Here is a 16,013-nt window from a genome sequence, read left to right as displayed (position 1 = left end):
CCCCCCCCCCCCCCCCCCCCCCCCCCCCCCCCCCCCCCCCCCCCCCCCCCCCCCCCCCCCCCCCCCCCCCCCCCCCCCCCCCCCCCCCCCCCCCCCCCCCCCCCCCCCCCCCCCCCCCCCCCCCCGGCGGTGGGGGAGGACGCCGCACGCGGTTGTCCCCGCACACGCGACGGAGGGCCGGTCCAGCACTCGCCGGACCGGCCCTCCCGCCGTTCACCCTGGACGTCGGACGTGCCGGCGGGGCACCGTCGTCCCCTGGCCGACCGGCAGAGGAGGGGATGTGCTCCCGGACGTCCTGCACGATCCGTCCCCGGAGGAAGCCGACGACGACCTCGCGCTCTTCGGGCGTCTGGTGGGCGCCTGGCGGCTGCACTGGTCGGGCCGCGAACCCGACGGCACCTGGGCGACGGCGGTCGGCGAACTGCACGTCGGACGGGTGCTCGGTGGCCGGGCGGTGCAGGACGTGTGGATCGTGCCCGGTAGGGGAGAGCCCGGCGCCGGCGTCCCGCCGCGGGCGTTCCACGGGACGACGGTCCGCTTCCCCGATCCCCACGCGCCGGGCACCTGGCGCTCGACGTGGATGGACCCCGTGAACGGCCGGGTCCGGCGCTTCGTCGGCCGGCCGACCGACGACGGCGGGGTCGTCCTGCTGAGCGACGAGGAGGACCCGTGGCTGCGGTGGCGCTTCACCGACGTCGGCCCGGACTCCTTCACCTGGTCGGCCGAGACGTCCCGCGACCGCGGGAGCACGTGGGTGCACGACGAGCTCATGACGGCCGAGCGCACGGCCTGAACAGCGACGGAGGGCCGGTCCAGCAGTTGCTGGACCGGCCCTCTCGGTGTCTGAGGGGGTGCTAGACCCCGGCCGCGACCGCGGCGGGCTCCGCGGCGATCAGCCGGGCCCGCTCCTCCTCGCTCATGCCGCCCCACACGCCGTAGGGCTCGCGGACGCTGAGCGCGTGCTTGAGGCAGGCCTCGACGACCGGGCACTTGCCGCAGACGGCCTTCGCGGCGGCCTGGCGACGGGCCCGCGCGGGGCCGCGCTCGCCGTCCGGGTGGAAGAACAGGGCCGTGCTCTCTCCACGGCAGGCGCCGTGCAGCTGCCAGTCCCAGACCTCGGCCACGGGTGTCGGCAGTCGGCGGATGTCGGCCATCTCGTCCTCCTCGGCTCAGTGCGAGCCGGAGGGGGCGGTCCGGCTGCACGTGGGCCGGTGCCCGAGGGTCGGTGGGGCCAAACACATCGGGATCGAGCATTTTCCCGGCCTCCGTCTCCCCCCGCAGGGTGAGCACGGCTGTCGCCGCTCCCGGCCCGCGGTCAAGGTGACTGCAGGCCCTGCCGTTACGCGGGTCGAGTGACCCGGGCGCCCCGCCCGGTCGGGGGAGACGAGGAGCAACGCGTGATCGACGACAGGATGCGTGGACCCGGGCACGGGGCCACGACCGTGTGGGTGTACGACGAGCGCCGCCGTGTCCGCGACGACGTCGCCGCCCGCCTGGTGGCCCTGCCGTTCGTGGGCCGGGTCGAGGTCGTCGGTGACGCCGTCGCGCTGGTGCAGCGGCTGGCCACCCGCCAGCCCGACGTGCTGCTGGTCGGCACGCAGCGCGCCGTCGACACCGGCCTGACCGTGGCCACCCAGGTGCTGCGGACCCACCCCGGCGTCCCGGTGCTCGTGCTCGGCGCGCCCGACGACGCCGAGACGGTGCGTGCCGCGGTCGCCGTCGGGGCGCGGGGCTACCTGCGCTGGGACGCCAGCGCCCTGGAGATGGGCCTGGGCCTGTCCCGGGTGGGGCTGCGCGCCGACGGCCGGCCGCCGCAGCCGGTGGGCGCCCCGGTGCCGCTGGCCTCGGTCGGCGCGCCCGCCCCGGCGTGGGCCACGCCGCTCAACGGCGCCGGCCCGCGCGCGGTGAGCTCGACGGTCCGGGAGGCCGCGCCCGCGGTCACGCTGTCGATGCGCGAGATGCAGGTCCTCACCGGCATGAGCCAGGGCAAGAGCAACGCCCAGATCGGCCGTGAGCTCTACCTGTCCGAGGACACGATCAAGACCCACGCCCGCCGGCTGTTCCGCAAGCTCGGCGCCAAGGACCGCGCCGAGGCGGTGGCCACCGGCTTCCGCCGGGGCATGATGAGCTGACGCACGACGAGCACGCGCCGAGGGGCCCCTCCGACCGCCGGAGGAGCCCCTCGGTGCGTTTCTCACCCGGTCTCAGTCGTCGCGGGCGTGCCGGCCGCCGGGGGAGTCCCCGGGCTCCTCGCGCTCGGCCACCGCGGCCACCCCGTCGGCGTAGCCGCTGGCGTAGTCCCAGCTGACGTAGTCGTCGGGATCGGGGTCGAAGGGTGGCTCGTGCCGGCCGGTCTGACCCTCCTCCAGCAGCTGGCGCAGGTTGGCCTGCATCAGCGCCCAGTCGACGTGGTGCTCCTCGTCGCAGTCGGGGCAGTCGACGACGATGCCCTTGATGCCGGTCGGTTCGAGCAGGGTCCGGAACACCTCGAGCTCGGCCAGGTCGTCGAGGACGCCGGCCCGCTCCTCCATGGTCAGCGGCGGCGGGTCCGACGGCGTGCGGCCGGAGTCCGGGGCGTCGTCGAAGGGGCTCACGGTGCCTCCTCCCTCGTGCTGGCGGCGCTGTGGCTCACGCACGGTCGCGCGGGGCTCGCGCGCCCGGAGGACACGGTAGCCGCCCCCGGCGGTGGTTCCCACGCCGAGCACCTCCGGCGGCGTCCCGGCGCCCGAGCGGCCCGGCCTACGATCGGGGAGGTCCCCGCGCGCCCGGCCGGGGGCCGAGCCGACGGAGAGGGTGGCGGCCACCATGCAGCCCGACGACCACGCAGCTGACGGGTACCGCCCCGAGGTGCCGGCGGCCTTCGCCCCGCTCGGACTGACCTACGACGACGTCCTGCTCATCCCCGGTGAGTCCGACGTCGTCCCGGCCGAGGTGGACACCAGCAGCCGGGTGACCCGCGGGATCCGGCTGGCCGTCCCGCTGCTGTCGAGCGCGATGGACACGGTCACCGAGGCCCGCATGGCGATCGCCATGGCCCGCGTCGGCGGCATGGGCGTGCTGCACCGCAACCTCGCCGCCGAGGAGCAGGCCGGCCAGGTCGACCTGGTGAAGCGGTCCGAGGCCGGCATGGTGACCAACCCGGTGACCTGCTCGCCGGACAACACCCTCGCCGAGGTCGACGCGCTGTCGGCCCGCTACCGCATCTCCGGCGCCCCGGTGGTCGACGACGCCGGCGTCCTGGTCGGCATCGTCACCAACCGCGACATGCGCTTCGAGACCGACCAGCACCGGCTCGTGCGCGACGTCATGACGCCGATGCCCCTGGTCACCGCCCCCGTCGGCGTCGATGCCGACACCGCGCTGCGGCTGCTGTCCCGGCACAAGATCGAGAAGCTGCCGATCGTCGACGACGCCGGGCGCCTGCGCGGCCTCATCACGGTCAAGGACTTCGTCAAGCGCGACCAGTACCCGAACTCCACCAAGGACGCCGACGGCCGGCTGGTCGTGGGCGCCGCGCTCGGCGTCGGCGAGGACGCCTACGAGCGGGCCGGCCTGCTGGTCGACGCCGGGGTCGACGTGCTCGTCGTCGACACCGCCCACGGCCACCAGCGCGCCGTGCTCGACATGGTCGCCCGCGTGCAGAAGGACTTCGGCGGCGACGGCGGCGTGCAGGTCGTCGGCGGGAACGTCGCCACCCGGGCCGGTGCGCAGGCGCTCGTCGACGCCGGTGCCGACGCGGTCAAGGTCGGCGTCGGCCCCGGCTCGATCTGCACCACCCGCGTCGTCGCCGGTGTCGGCGTCCCGCAGCTGACCGCCGTCCACGAGGCCGCCCAGGCGTGCAAGCCGGCCGGTGTCCCGGTCATCGCCGACGGCGGGCTGCAGTACTCCGGCGACATCGCCAAGGCGCTGGTCGCCGGCGCCGACACGGTGATGATCGGCGGACTGTTCGCCGGGGTCGAGGAGGCTCCCGGCGAGCTGGTGTTCATGAACGGCAAGCAGTTCAAGACCTACCGCGGCATGGGCTCGCTGGGCGCGATGCAGAAGCGCGGCAACCAGTCGTTCAGCCGCGACCGCTACTTCGCCGACGACGTCCTCTCCGACGACAAGCTCGTCCCCGAGGGCATCGAGGGGCAGGTGCCCTACCGCGGGCTGCTCGCCACCGTGGCCCACCAGCTCGTCGGCGGGCTGCGCGCGTCCATGGGCTACGCCGGCGCGGCCACCGTCGCCGAGCTGCAGGAGCGCGGCCGGCTGATCCGGATCACCGCGGCCGGCCTGACCGAGAGCCACCCGCACGACATCCAGATGACCGTCGAGGCGCCGAACTACCGGGGGCGGTGAGCATGCCTCCCCGCGACACCGTCGAGATCGGCCTCAACCGCTTCGCCCGGCGGGCCTACGACCTCGACGAGGTCTCGATCGTCCCGTCCCGCCGCACCCGCGACGTCGACGACGTCTCCACGGCCTGGCAGATCGACGCCTTCCGCTTCGACATCCCGCTGGTCACCAGCCCCAGCGACGCTGTCGTCAGTCCGGCCACGGCGATCGCCGTCGGGCAGGCCGGCGGTCTCGGCGTGCTCAACGCCGAGGGGTTGTGGACCCGCTACGACGACCCGCTGCCGGTCTACCGGCAGCTGCGCGACGCCGCCGCCGAGGCGCCGCCGCCGGTGTCGCTGCTGCAGCAGGTCTACGCCGAGCCGGTGAAGCCGGACCTGATCAGCGCCCGGATCAAGGAGATGCGCGACGCCGGGGTGACCACGGCGGTGCGGGTCTCGCCGCAGCACACCGAGCAGCTCGCCCCGACCGTGCTCGCCGCGGGGGTCGACCTGCTGGTCATCCAGGGCACGATCGTCTCTGCCGAGCACGTGACCACCCAGGGTGCGGCGCTCAACCTCAAGTCCTTCATCGCCGACCTCGACGTCCCGGTCATCGTCGGCGGGGCGGCCAACTACACGACGGCGCTGCACCTGATGCGCACCGGCGCGGCCGGCGTCATCGTCGGTGTGGGCGCCGACAGCTTCTCCACCGGCGACGCCGTCATGGGCATCCGGGTGCCGCTGGCCAGCGCGATCGCCGACGCCGCGGCCGCCCGCCGCGACTACCTCGACGAGACCGGCGGCCGGTACGTGCACGTCATCGCCAACGGCCGGATCGAGACCAGCGGCGCGATCGCCCGGGCCCTGGCCTGCGGCGCGGACGCCGTGCAGCTCGGGGAGCCGCTGCGCGCGGCGCGGGAGGCCCCGGCCGCGGGCGTGTGGTGGGACTCGGTGGCCGCCCACCCGCGACTGCCCCGGGGCGGGACGTCCGCGCCGGTCCCGGCCGCGGGCTCGCTGCAGCAGCTGCTCCTGGGCCCGGCCGAGACCTCCGACGGCCGCACCAACCTCTTCGGGGCGCTGCGCCGCACGATGGCCAAGACCGGCTACCGCGACCTCAAGGAGTTCCAGCGGGTCGACCTGGTGATCGGCGGTCGGCCGGACTGATGGACTTCCCGACCGTCCTCGTCGTCGACTTCGGCGCGCAGTACGCCCAGCTGATCGCGCGGCGCATCCGCGAGGCCGGCGTGTACTCGGAGATCGTCCCGTCCTCGGTCCCCGTCAAGGAGATCCTGGAGCGGGAGCCCGCGGCGATCGTGCTCTCGGGCGGGCCCTCCAGCGTGTACGCCGAGGGTGCGCCGCAGGTCGACCCCGCGCTGTTCGAGGGCGGGGTCCCGGCGTTCGGCATCTGCTACGGGTTCCAGGCGATGGCGCAGTCCCTCGGCGGGACCGTCGCGCACACCGGCGACCGGGAGTACGGCCGCACGCCGCTGACGGTCACCACCGGCGGCCGACTGTTCGGCGACCTGCCGGTCGAGCAGCCGGTGTGGATGAGCCACGGCGACGCCGTCAGCACCCCGCCACCGGGCTTCACCGTCACCGCCACCTCCACCGGCGCGCCGGTGGCCGCCTTCGAGGACGTCGACCGGCGGCTGGCCGGCGTCCAGTTCCACCCCGAGGTGCGGCACACCGCGCACGGGCAGACGGTGCTCGAGCACTTCCTGTTCGACATCGCCGGCCTCGAGCCGACCTGGACGACGGCGAACGTCGTCGAGGAGCAGGTCGAGCGGATCCGCGAGCAGGTCGGCGAGGGCCGGGCGCTGTGCGCGCTGTCGGGCGGTGTCGACTCCGCGGTCGCCGCGGCGCTCGTCCAGCGGGCCATCGGCGACCGGCTCACCTGCGTGTACGTCGACCACGGGCTGATGCGCGAGGGCGAGACCGAGCAGATCGAGCGCGACTTCGTGGCCGCGACCGGGGTGGACCTGCGGGTCGTCGACGCCCGCGAGCAGTTCCTCGCCGCACTCGCCGGCACCAGCGACCCCGAGGAGAAGCGCAAGACCATCGGCCGGGAGTTCATCCGGGTCTTCGAGCAGGCCGCCCTCGACGTCGTCGGTGACGCGGAGCAGCACGGGGAGAGCGTGGACTTCCTCGTGCAGGGGACGCTGTACCCCGACGTCGTCGAGTCCGGCGGTGGCACCGGGACGGCGAACATCAAGAGCCACCACAACGTCGGCGGGCTGCCCGAGGACCTCCAGTTCACCCTGGTCGAGCCGCTGCGGACGCTGTTCAAGGACGAGGTCCGTGCCGTCGGCGCCGAGCTCGGCCTGCCCGAGGCCATGGTGTGGCGCCAGCCGTTCCCCGGCCCGGGCCTGGGCATCCGCATCGTCGGCGAGGTGACCCGGGAGCGGCTCGACGTCCTGCGGAGGGCCGACGCGATCGTGCGCGCCGAGCTCACCGCCGCCGGCCTGGACCGCGAGATCTGGCAGTGCCCCGTGGTGCTGCTGGCCGACGTCCGCTCGGTCGGTGTACAGGGCGACGGGCGCACCTACGGCCACCCGGTCGTGCTGCGCCCGGTGTCCAGCGAGGACGCGATGACCGCCGACTGGACCCGGCTGCCCTACGACCTGCTGGCGCGGATCTCCACGCGCATCACGAACGAGGTGCCCGAGGTCAACCGGGTCGTCCTCGACGTCACGAGCAAGCCGCCGGGCACCATCGAGTGGGAGTGACGGACGAGGGCCCGGGGAGCCGATCGCTCCCCGGGCCCTCGTCCCGTCCGCCCCCGTCCGTGTCAGCGCCTGCGGCGCGCCTTCCGCAGCTCGCTCACCAGCAGGGCCACGCCGCCGCCCACCAGCAGCAGCCACAGCAGGCCGCCGTCGGCGAGGAAGCCGAGCGGCACGGTCACCCCGGCGAGGAAGACCAGCGCCAGGACGACGAAGGCGACGCCGGGCACCAGGGCGACCAGGTCGGGACGGCGCCTGCGCGGCGGCTCGGGGACCGCGAGGGCCGGCGTGTGCTGCCAGGCGTCGGCGAGCGCGCGCTCCTGCCAGGCGGTCGGGGTGGTGGGGAACTCGCTGTAGTCAGGCACGGGACACCTCCAGGTCGCCGACCCCGTGGTCGATGGTGAGGACGAGCTCGGGGTCGCCGTCGCCGTCCTCCGCGCGGAAGTAGCCGCCGTCGTCGGCGGTCTCCCCGAACAGGTCCGCCTCGCCGATGCCCTGCTCCAGGACGATCCGGACGTCGGCGTCCTCGGGAACCGTGATCTCGAGGTCACCGACGCCGTGCTCGACGCGGACCTCCTGCCCGTCGAGGTCGTCGGCGTCGACCCGGGAGAGGTCGAGCTCCATGTCGCCGGCACCGAGCTGGTAGACGTCCTGGATGGCCTCGACCGACTCGGGGTCGTACTCGCGGTTGCCGACGCCGCCCCGGCCGTCGCTCCAGGCCGACACCGACGAGGTGAACAGCAGCGCCAGCGTGAGCACCGAGCCGAGGGCGATCAGCCCGCCGCGCGGCGCCCGGCCCCGGGCGAACGCGGAGGCGACCAGTCCCAGCCCCACCACCAGCAGCGTGCCGGCGAGGAACCCGCGGGGGCCGAGGTCGAGGCCGGTGTAGCGGGTGACCAGCACCATCAGCCCGACGACGATCAGCAGCCCGGCCACGGTGATCCCGGCGACGGGGGAGCGGGGCCCCGGTGGCCCGGCGGGCGTCCCGTCGGCGGCGCGGCGGGGGCCGGCCGGCATGAGCAGCCACAGCAGCAGGTAGACGGCGATGCCGGTACCGCCGGCGAGGGTGAGGGCGACGAACCCGACCCGCCACAGCAGCGGGTCCACGCCGCTGTACTCGGCCAGTCCGCCGGCGACGCCGCCGGCGACCTTGTCGGTGCGGCTCCGCCGGAGGGCCGGCCGGGGCGGGGGTGGGTCGACGAGGGGTGCCTCGGGAGGGAAGGGAGCGGTCATGGCACAGAGCGTGCCGAGCCGGGAGCCCGCGCGGCATCGGGGAAGGCCCCCATCCGACCCTGGTCCTGCCCGTCCGGGGTCTTCCCGGTACCGGGAGGTGGCCGCGCGGTGCGACGATTCCACCGTGACCAGGACCGTGCCGACCCCCGCGGGCGGGCTGACGGCCGGGGCGACCGCCACGGCCGCCCCGCCGGCGCCGAGCCCCGGCGCGCCCCCCGCCGTGCCCGCGCCGCCCCAGCGGCCCCCGCTGGTCCGGCCCCGCTCGGGCCGGATGCTGGCCGGCGTGGCGGCGGGGACGGCGGCGCACCTGCGCGCCGACCCGCTGCTCGTCCGGGCGCTGTTCGTCGCGCTCGCGGTGACCGGCGTCGGCCTGGTGGTCTATCCGGTGCTGTGGTTCTTCATGCCGCTGGGTGAGGTGGGCCCGGACGCGGCCGCGGAGCCCAGCCGCCGGCAGACCATCGGGATGGTGCTGCTCGGCCTCGGCGCGCTGGTGCTGGTCACCAACCTCGCCACCTGGGGCAACAGCGAGCTCATCGCCCCGCTGCTGCTGGTCGGCGGCGGTCTCGCCGTCATCTGGCGGCAGCTCGACACCGACCGCACCCTCGCCCGGCCCGGCGTCCGCTGGGTGCTGGCCGGCGGCGCCACCCTCGCCGCGCTCGGCCTCCTGCTCCTGCTGGCCACCACCGGCCAGCTCGCCGCCGCCCGCAACGGTTTCGTCGCGACGCTGGTCATCCTCGTGGGCGTCGTGCTGGCCACCGCGCCGTTCTGGCGCCGGCTGCTGGACTCCCGCGAGGAGGAGCGCACCGCCCGGATCCGCTCCGAGGAGCGGGCCGCCGTCGCCGCGCACCTGCACGACTCGGTGCTGCAGACCCTCGCGCTCATCCAGCGCAACGCCGGCGACCAGCAGGCCGTCGCCCGGCTGGCCCGCAGCCAGGAGCGCGAGCTGCGCAGCTGGCTCTACGAGCCCGCGGTCGCGGCCGGCGGCACCTGGGCGGGTCTGGTGTCGGACATGGTCGCCGAGGTCGAGGGTGACCACGCGCTCACCGTCGACCCGGTCGTCGTCGGCGACGCCCCGGTCGACGACGCCCTGGCTGCGCTGGGCGCGGCGACCCGCGAGGCGCTGCTCAACGCGGCCAAGCACGCCGGCGTCGCCTCGGCCGACCTCTACACCGAGGTGACGCAGGAGCAGGTGTCGGTGTTCGTCCGCGACCGCGGTGCCGGCTTCGACCCGGCCACGGTGCCCGCCGACCGGCGCGGGCTGCGCGACTCGGTGACCGGCCGGGTGATCCGGCTCGGCGGCACGGCCACGGTCCGCTCCGCGCCCGGCGAGGGCACCGAGGTCGAGCTCGTGCTGCCGCGCGAGGCCGCGGCGTGAGCGTCCCCACCGTCTACCTGGTCGACGACCACGCGATGGTCCGCGCCGGGGTGCGCCACGAACTCGGCGACGCGGTCACCGTCGTCGGGGAGGCCGCCGACGCCGACGCCGCGATCGCCGGCATCCGGGCCGCCGTCCCCGACGTCGTGCTGCTCGACGTCCACCTGCCCGGCGGCGGGGGGCGCGCGGTGCTCGAGGCGCTGCGGGCCGAGTTGCCGGAGGTGCGGTGGCTGGCGCTGTCGGTGTCCGACGCCGCCGAGGACGTCATCGCGGTCATCCGGGCCGGCGCCCGCGGGTACGTCACGAAGACCATCTCCGGCCCCGAGCTGCGCGCCGCGGTGCAGCGGGTGGCCGAGGGCGACGTCGTCTTCAGCCCGCGGCTGGCCGGCTTCGTCCTGGACGCCTTCGCCGCGACCTCGCCGTCGGCCCCGCAGCCGGAGGACCCCGCCACCGACCCCGGGCTCGACCTGCTCAGTGCCCGCGAGCGCGAGGTCATGCAGCTGCTGGCCCGCGGCTACACCTACCGCGAGATCGGCTCGCGCCTGTTCATCTCGGTGAAGACGGTGGAGTCGCACGCGTCGAACGTGCTGCGCAAGCTGCAGCTGTCCAACCGCAACGAGCTCACCCGCTGGGCGGCCACCAACCGGTTGCTCTGACCCGCCGTTCCCTCACGCCGTGTGGACGACGTGGAACGCCTCGGCGAGGCGGCCCTCGGGGAGGCCGAAGCGGCGGGCGGTCTGGGTCATCCAGCCGGTGAGGAAACCCTCGAGGTCCTCGACGTGGCTGACCTGCGACACGTGGCTCTTGAGCGCCGCGAACTTCAGCTCGACGACGTCGGTGACGTCGACGGCGTGGTCGGCCCGCGGGCTGGCGCCGAGCCACACCTCCGACACCGTCCACGCCTCGAGCCCCTCCTCGGCGAGCAGCTCGGGGAAGGCGAACGGGTTGCGGGCGTCGGGGTACACCGCGCGCAGCGTCGACTCGCCCACCGTCATGTGGTCGGGGTGGCTGGCGCCGATCCGCTCCCAGAACCGCTCCGGCGAGCTGGTCAGCACCCGCTGCGGGCGGACCTGGCGGATGACCCGGGAGATGTCGCGGCGCAGGTCGAGGGTCAGCTCCAGCCGGCCGTCGGGGTAGCCGAGGAACCGGACGTCGGTGACGCCCACGGCGGCCGCGGCGGCGCGCTGCTCCTCCTGGCGCAGCGGGCCCATCCGGTCGCGCGGCGTCTCGTCGAACCCGCCGGCGTCGCCGTCGGTGACGATGCAGTAGGTGACCTCGGTGCCGGCGGCGGTCCAGGTGGCGACCGTCCCGGCGCTGCCGAAGTCGACGTCGTCGGGGTGGGCGAGCACGCACAGGACGCGCTCGACGTGCGCGGCGGGCTCCGGAGGCGGGGGCGCGGTCACCCGGCGGAGCCTAGTGAAGGACCCTCCTGCCCCCCGCCACTCGCCCGCTCGCGGCGGGCCCCTGCAGGAGGGCCGTTCCATCACCTCACCAGACCCGCCAGCTTGTCCGGGTTGAGCACCACGAGGACCTGCTGGACCAGCCCGTCGGTCACGACCAGCGACACCGCGACGTACGGCCCGGCGTCGGTCCACGCCGCCACCCCGGGCCGGCCGTTGACCTCGGCGACGTCCAGCCGCAGGCCGGGCAGCGACGCCCCTCCGGGGATGACGGCGGTGAGGAACCGGGCCACCTTGTCCGCTCCCGCGATCGGCCGCAGCGCCGCCCTCGTCCGGCCGCCGCCGTCGGTGACCAGCACCGCGCCGGGGGCCAGCGCGGCCAGCAGCGCGTCGACGTCGCCGCCGAGGCACGCGGCCAGGAAGCGCTCGGTGACCTCGCGGTGCGCCTGCCGGTCGGCGTCGAACCGGGGTCGTCGGGCGGCCACGTGCTCCCGGGCGCGGTGCCCGAGCTGCCGGACGGCGGCCTCGGAGCGGCCGAGCACGGCGGCCACCTCACCGGCCGGCATCCCGAACGCCTCGCGCAGCACGAACACGGCCCGCTCGGCCGGGGACAGGCTCTCCAGGACGACGAGCAGGGCCAGCGACACCTCCTCGCCCAGCACCGCCTCGTCGGCCGGGTCACCGGCCTGCCGGGTGAGGAGCGGCTCGGGCAGCCACGGGCCGACGTAGGTCTCCCGGCGCGCGCGGGCGGAGTCCAGCCGGTCCAGCGCCAGCCGGGTCACCACCCGCACGAGGTAGGCGCGCGGGTCGCCGACGTCGTCCCGCCCGGCGGCAGACCAGCGCAGCCAGGCGTCCTGGACGACGTCCTCGGCGTCGGCGACGCTGCCCAGCATCTGGTAGGCGACGGTGAACAGCAGCCGCCGGTGCGCGGCGAAGGCCGGCAGCGGGTCGGTCATGCGCGGGCCGGGATCTCGCAGCGGTCCCGGAACCCCTGGCTGTGCAGGCCGAGGGCGCTGTTGGTGCGGGACCGGCTGTTCTCCACGGCGACCATCGTCGTCAGCTCGACCAGGGCGGCGTCGTCGAGGTCGCGGCGCAGCGCGGCGACCATCTCGTCGGTGACGCCCATCGGCGTGGTGCTCATGGCCTCGGCGTACTGCACCACCCGCCGCTCGAGGTCGGTGAGCACCCCGTCGTCGTCGCGCCAGGTCGGGACGGCGCGCAGCTTGGCCGGGTCCACGCCCTCCTGGCTGGTCACCCACCAGCCGAAGTCGACGCACCAGGAGCAGCCGACGGTCACCGCCGCCGACATGACGGCGAGCGCCTTGAGGGTGGGGTCGAGCCGGTCCCACCGGGACAGGGCCTGCTCGTGGCGGAGCTGGGTGACCAGCAGCCGCGGGTGGTGTCCCATCGCGGCCGCGGGGGTGAGCGTCGCGCCGAACCTGCGGCGCGAGTACCAGTCGACGGCGCGCGTGACCAGGGTGCGCGGCGGGTCGAGCGGGATGCGGGCGGTGCCGGTCTCGGTCATGGCGGCGTCCTCTCCGTCGGGGGTCGTCATGGAGACGACGCAGCCGTCCGCGGTGTGACACGCGGTCCGGGGTTCCGCCGGGCCCGGGTCGCGCGGACCCTGGCGGTCCACGGGGGCGGGTGCACGACGGGCCGCGCCGGCCCGTCGGGGGAGGAGCAGACGTGGACCCTGCACTGTCCCGGGCACTGGACCGGGTCGCGGACGGCCTCGCCGCGATGGGCGCCGGCAACCCCGGTCCCTACGCGGCCTGCTGGGCGGACTCGCCCGACGTGACGCTGTTCGGCGCCTGGGGGCCGATCGAGAGGGGCCACCACGCCGTCACCAAGACCGTGGACTGGGTGGGCAGCCGCTTCAGCGACGGCCGGCTCGTGCCGCGCTACGACGTGGTCGACGTCAGCGGGGACCTCGCCTACACGGTCGGCTCCGAGCAGGGGACCGTCCGCGTCGACGGCGGGGAACCGCGGGACATGACGATCCGGGTGACGCACGTGTACCGGCGGATCGAGGGCGACTGGTGGCTGGTCCACCGGCACGCCGACTTCCCGTCCGCCGACCAGCGGCCCTGATCGGGTCCCTCACAGCCTGCCGCGGCCCTGGCGCAGCAGCAGCATCCCGAGCGCCGCGCCGTCGGGGCCGAGGGCGTCCTGGAAGCGGGAGAGCACCTGCTTCTCGCGGGACAGGGACAGCCGGGTGCCGCCGGTGGCGCGGCGCAGCTCACCGATCTCCTGGGACACGGCCAGCCGGTGCTGCACGAGCCGGATCAGCTCGGCGTCGCAGGCGTCGATCTCGCCACGCAGCTCGGCGATGCGGCCGTCGGCGTCGGCGGGGGTGCGGGTGGCGCTCATCTCGGTCTCCTGGCGGGGCGGTGTCTGCCGTCGGACCCCGAGAACGAGAAACGCCCCGGGCTCCTCGGGCCCGGGGCGTTCGTTGCGGCGGCTGCTCAGCCGGCGGCGACGGACACCGGAACCCGGTGCCCGTAGTAAAAGCTGGAGGTGGCGAGCAGCACGTCGGGAGTGTGCCACAGCGCCACGGGCGACCGCCACGGCGGACGGGACCGTCGCCCGTCCGAACTACAGTGGTGTGTCTATGAGCAGCGTGCAGCAGGCCCTCCCCGGAACCGCCGCGCTCCAGCGTTCCGCTCCCGGCTCGGCCGGCCGGGAACTGGACCGCATGCTGGCCGGGCTCAACGGCCCCCAGCGTCAGGCCGTCGTCCACGAGGGCGGTCCGCTGCTCATCGTCGCCGGCGCCGGCTCGGGCAAGACCCGCGTGCTCACCCACCGCATCGCCTACCTGCTGGGCGCCCGCGGGGTGCAGCCCGGCGAGGTCCTGGCGATCACCTTCACCAACAAGGCCGCCGGCGAGATGAAGGAGCGGGTGGCGCAGCTGGTGGGGCCGCGCGCCCGCGCCATGTGGGTGTCGACGTTCCACTCCATGTGCGTGCGCGTCCTGCGCGCCGAGGCCGCCAAGCTGGGCCTGAAGTCGTCGTTCACGATCTACGACCAGGGCGACTCCGTGCGGCTGATGACGATGGTCGCCCGCGACCTCGACCTCGACGCCAAGCGCTACCCCGGCCGCAGTCTCGCCGCCCAGGTGTCGAACCTGAAGAACGAGCTGGTCGACGAGGAGTCGTTCAGCCCCCAGACGGCGCCGGAGAAGGTGCTCAAGGAGGCCTACACGCTCTACCAGCGGCGGCTGCGCGAGGCGCACGCGCTGGACTTCGACGACCTGATCATGACGACGGTCAACCTGCTGCAGGCCTTCCCCGACGTCGCCGAGCACTACCGCCGTCGCTTCCGGCACGTACTGGTCGACGAGTACCAGGACACCAACCACGCGCAGTACGTGCTGGTCCGCGAGCTGGTGGGCACCGGTGAGGGGCCGGTCCCGCCGGCCGAGCTGTGCGTCGTCGGCGACGCCGACCAGTCGATCTACGCCTTCCGCGGCGCGACGATCCGCAACATCGACGAGTTCGAGCGCGACTACCCGCAGGCCACGACGATCCTGCTGGAGCAGAACTACCGCTCGACCCAGCGGATCCTCAAGGCGGCCAACACCGTCATCGCGAAGAACACCGGCCGCCGCGCCAAGAACCTGTGGACCGACGCAGGCGACGGCGAGCTGATCGAGGGCTACGTCGCGGAGAACGAGCACGACGAGGCCGCGTGGGTGGCCGAGCAGATCGACGCGCTGGTCGACGCCGGCAGGGCCCGGCCCGCCGACATCGCCCTCTTCTACCGGACCAACAACGCCTCCCGGGTGTTCGAGGAGGTGTTCATCCGCGTCGGCATGCCCTACAAGGTCGTCGGTGGGGTGCGCTTCTACGAGCGCAAGGAGGTCCGCGACGCGCTGGCCTACCTCCGGGTGGTCGCCAACCCGGCCGACGTCGTCAGCCTCCGCCGGGTGATCAACACCCCCAAGCGCGGCATCGGCGACAAGGCCGAGTCCTGCATCGAGCAGTTCGCCGACCGGGAGCGGATCGCCTTCCCCACGGCGCTGCGCCGCTGCCCGGAGATCACCACGCTCGCGCCGCGCTCGCTCAAGGCGCTGCAGGACTTCGTCGCGCTGCTGGAGGAGTTCGAGCAGCTGGTCGAGACCGGCTCGGGCCCCGCGGCGCTGCTGGAGAGCATCCTCGACCGCACCGGCTACCTCGCCGAGCTGGAGGCGAGCACCGACCCGCAGGACGAGGGCCGCGTCGACAACCTCAACGAGCTCATCTCGGTGGCCGCGGAGTTCGAGGCGGCCAACCCCGGCGGCACGGTCACCGACTTCCTCGAGCAGGTGTCGCTGGTCGCCGACGCCGACCAGATCCCCGTCTCCGGCGACGAGGCCGGCGTCGTCACGCTGATGACGCTGCACACGGCCAAGGGGCTGGAGTTCCCCGTGGTCTTCCTGACCGGGCTCGAGGACGGCGTCTTCCCGCACCTGCGCGCGCTCGGCGACCCGAAGGAGCTGGAGGAGGAGCGGCGGCTGGCCTACGTGGGCATCACCCGCGCCCGGCAGCGGCTGTTCCTCTCCCGCGCCACGGTGCGCACCAGCTGGGGGCAGCCGGCCTACAACCCGCCGTCGCGGTTCCTCGACGAGCTGCCGGCCGACGCCGTGCACTGGGCGCGCACCGACCCGCTGCCGGCGCCGAGCACCGGGTCGGCCCAGCAGCGGGTGGCGGCCACCGGGCTGTCCACCGGCGGGCTGCGCGGCGGCCGGGGCAACCGGGCGGTCATCTCCGTCGAGGTGGGCGACCGGGTCAGCCACGACGCCTTCGGGCTGGGCACCGTGGTCGAGGTCAACGGCGTCGGCGACAAGGCGCAGGCCACGGTCGACTTCGGCTCGGGCGGCACCAAGCGGCTCGTGCTGCGCTACGCCCCCCTCGTCAAGCTGTAGCGCGGGCCTCTGCGGGTCTTCCTCGTGCGGTGGCGGGGGGGGGCGCCCCGGCCCCCCACCGCCGCCCCG

The 16,013-nt window shown here is 74.9% G+C and carries 17 protein-coding genes; 9 read left to right on the top strand and 8 right to left on the bottom strand.

What is annotated here, in order from left to right; translation table 11 throughout:
- Positions 1-280 precede the first annotated feature (280 nt).
- Entirely contained in the window at positions 281-793 is a 513-nt protein-coding gene (locus ACI79O_RS23595; protein ID WP_456893097.1) for a hypothetical protein, read from the top strand.
- Positions 794-854: 61 nt separating this feature from the next.
- Here ACI79O_RS23595 and ACI79O_RS23590 read toward each other — a convergent pair whose 3' ends face one another.
- Entirely contained in the window at positions 855-1,154 is a 300-nt protein-coding gene (locus ACI79O_RS23590; RefSeq protein ID WP_075013352.1) for a WhiB family transcriptional regulator, read from the bottom strand.
- 243 nt (positions 1,155-1,397) lie between these two features.
- Here ACI79O_RS23590 and ACI79O_RS23585 point away from each other — a divergent pair, with 243 nt between their 5' ends.
- The gene (locus ACI79O_RS23585; protein ID WP_456877408.1) at positions 1,398-2,132 is read left to right on the top strand and encodes a response regulator transcription factor; all 735 of its coding nucleotides are present in this window, start codon (positions 1,398-1,400) and stop codon (positions 2,130-2,132) included.
- A 72-nt stretch (positions 2,133-2,204) separates the two neighbouring features.
- On the opposite strand, the gene ACI79O_RS23580 is transcribed toward ACI79O_RS23585, so the two are convergent.
- Positions 2,205-2,594 (bottom strand): DUF5319 family protein, encoded by a 390-nt coding sequence (locus tag ACI79O_RS23580; protein WP_456915343.1) that lies wholly within the window; start codon positions 2,592-2,594, stop codon positions 2,205-2,207.
- 211 nt (positions 2,595-2,805) lie between these two features.
- Between ACI79O_RS23580 and guaB the strand changes: the two genes are divergently transcribed.
- Genes guaB through guaA form a run of 3 tightly spaced genes read left to right on the top strand, consistent with a single transcriptional unit; the run spans position 2,806 to position 7,039 of the window.
- On the top strand, positions 2,806-4,338 hold the full coding sequence (gene guaB / locus ACI79O_RS23575; protein WP_456915342.1) for an IMP dehydrogenase: 1,533 nt from the start codon (positions 2,806-2,808) through the stop codon (positions 4,336-4,338).
- 2 nt (positions 4,339-4,340) lie between these two features.
- Complete coding sequence (locus tag ACI79O_RS23570; protein WP_456893091.1) at positions 4,341-5,477, top strand: GuaB3 family IMP dehydrogenase-related protein; 1,137 nt, start codon at positions 4,341-4,343, stop codon at positions 5,475-5,477.
- Positions 5,477-7,039, top strand: coding sequence for a glutamine-hydrolyzing GMP synthase (gene guaA / locus ACI79O_RS23565; RefSeq protein ID WP_456893089.1), 1,563 nt, complete (start codon positions 5,477-5,479; stop codon positions 7,037-7,039). The genes ACI79O_RS23570 and guaA overlap by 1 nt, the downstream gene beginning before the upstream one ends.
- Before the next feature lie 62 nt (positions 7,040-7,101).
- On the opposite strand, the gene ACI79O_RS23560 is transcribed toward guaA, so the two are convergent.
- Together ACI79O_RS23560 and ACI79O_RS23555 are read right to left on the bottom strand one after the other, a co-directional pair.
- Positions 7,102-7,398, bottom strand: coding sequence for a hypothetical protein (locus ACI79O_RS23560; protein WP_456877404.1), 297 nt, complete (start codon positions 7,396-7,398; stop codon positions 7,102-7,104).
- Complete coding sequence (locus ACI79O_RS23555; protein WP_456915341.1) at positions 7,391-8,266, bottom strand: PspC domain-containing protein; 876 nt, start codon at positions 8,264-8,266, stop codon at positions 7,391-7,393. Before ACI79O_RS23555 ends, ACI79O_RS23560 begins: the two co-directional genes overlap by 8 nt.
- 124 nt (positions 8,267-8,390) lie before the next feature.
- Between ACI79O_RS23555 and ACI79O_RS23550 the strand changes: the two genes are divergently transcribed.
- Positions 8,391-9,641 (top strand): ATP-binding protein, encoded by a 1,251-nt coding sequence (locus tag ACI79O_RS23550; RefSeq protein WP_456893085.1) that lies wholly within the window; start codon positions 8,391-8,393, stop codon positions 9,639-9,641.
- A complete protein-coding gene (locus ACI79O_RS23545) occupies positions 9,638-10,297 on the top strand; it encodes a response regulator (RefSeq protein ID WP_456877401.1) in 660 nt (219 codons plus the stop codon). The genes ACI79O_RS23550 and ACI79O_RS23545 overlap by 4 nt, the downstream gene beginning before the upstream one ends.
- A gap of 12 nt (positions 10,298-10,309) precedes the next feature.
- Here the strand turns inward: ACI79O_RS23545 and ACI79O_RS23540 are convergent, their stop codons facing one another.
- The 3 genes from ACI79O_RS23540 to ACI79O_RS23530 form a co-directional block, all read right to left on the bottom strand.
- A complete protein-coding gene (locus ACI79O_RS23540; protein WP_456893083.1) occupies positions 10,310-11,044 on the bottom strand; it encodes a PIG-L deacetylase family protein in 735 nt (244 codons plus the stop codon).
- Positions 11,045-11,124: 80 nt separating this feature from the next.
- Entirely contained in the window at positions 11,125-11,997 is an 873-nt protein-coding gene (locus ACI79O_RS23535) for an RNA polymerase sigma-70 factor (protein ID WP_456915340.1), read from the bottom strand.
- Entirely contained in the window at positions 11,994-12,566 is a 573-nt protein-coding gene (locus ACI79O_RS23530; protein ID WP_456893079.1) for a carboxymuconolactone decarboxylase family protein, read from the bottom strand. Before ACI79O_RS23530 ends, ACI79O_RS23535 begins: the two co-directional genes overlap by 4 nt.
- Positions 12,567-12,727: 161 nt before the next feature.
- Here ACI79O_RS23530 and ACI79O_RS23525 point away from each other — a divergent pair, with 161 nt between their 5' ends.
- A complete protein-coding gene (locus ACI79O_RS23525) occupies positions 12,728-13,132 on the top strand; it encodes a YybH family protein (protein ID WP_456893077.1) in 405 nt (134 codons plus the stop codon).
- Between the two features lie 9 nt (positions 13,133-13,141).
- Here the strand turns inward: ACI79O_RS23525 and ACI79O_RS23520 are convergent, their stop codons facing one another.
- Positions 13,142-13,411, bottom strand: coding sequence for a chorismate mutase (locus ACI79O_RS23520; protein WP_456893075.1), 270 nt, complete (start codon positions 13,409-13,411; stop codon positions 13,142-13,144).
- 241 nt (positions 13,412-13,652) lie between these two features.
- Between ACI79O_RS23520 and pcrA the strand changes: the two genes are divergently transcribed.
- The gene (pcrA, locus tag ACI79O_RS23515; protein ID WP_456915339.1) at positions 13,653-15,944 is read left to right on the top strand and encodes a DNA helicase PcrA; all 2,292 of its coding nucleotides are present in this window, start codon (positions 13,653-13,655) and stop codon (positions 15,942-15,944) included.
- Positions 15,945-16,013 lie beyond the last annotated feature (69 nt).

The organism is Geodermatophilus sp. SYSU D00696, from assembly GCF_054050235.1.
Note: the sequence above shows the minus strand (reverse complement) of the source record. Positions and strands in the feature narration are given on the sequence as shown.

Bases quoted from the DNA above. Each gene is read 5' to 3' on its own strand.
- ACI79O_RS23590 (WP_075013352.1), bottom strand. From the start codon at position 1,154: ATGGCCGACATCCGCCGACTGCCGACACCCGTGGCCGAGGTCTGGGAC.
- guaB (WP_456915342.1), top strand. From the start codon at position 2,806: ATGCAGCCCGACGACCACGCAGCTGACGGGTACCGCCCCGAGGTGCCG.
- ACI79O_RS23570 (WP_456893091.1), top strand. From the start codon at position 4,341: ATGCCTCCCCGCGACACCGTCGAGATCGGCCTCAACCGCTTCGCCCGG.
- guaA (WP_456893089.1), top strand. From the start codon at position 5,477: ATGGACTTCCCGACCGTCCTCGTCGTCGACTTCGGCGCGCAGTACGCC.
- ACI79O_RS23555 (WP_456915341.1), bottom strand. From the start codon at position 8,266: ATGACCGCTCCCTTCCCTCCCGAGGCACCCCTCGTCGACCCACCCCCG.
- ACI79O_RS23535 (WP_456915340.1), bottom strand. From the start codon at position 11,997: ATGACCGACCCGCTGCCGGCCTTCGCCGCGCACCGGCGGCTGCTGTTC.
- ACI79O_RS23530 (WP_456893079.1), bottom strand. From the start codon at position 12,566: ATGACCGAGACCGGCACCGCCCGCATCCCGCTCGACCCGCCGCGCACC.
- ACI79O_RS23520 (WP_456893075.1), bottom strand. From the start codon at position 13,411: ATGAGCGCCACCCGCACCCCCGCCGACGCCGACGGCCGCATCGCCGAG.
- pcrA (WP_456915339.1), top strand. From the start codon at position 13,653: ATGAGCAGCGTGCAGCAGGCCCTCCCCGGAACCGCCGCGCTCCAGCGT.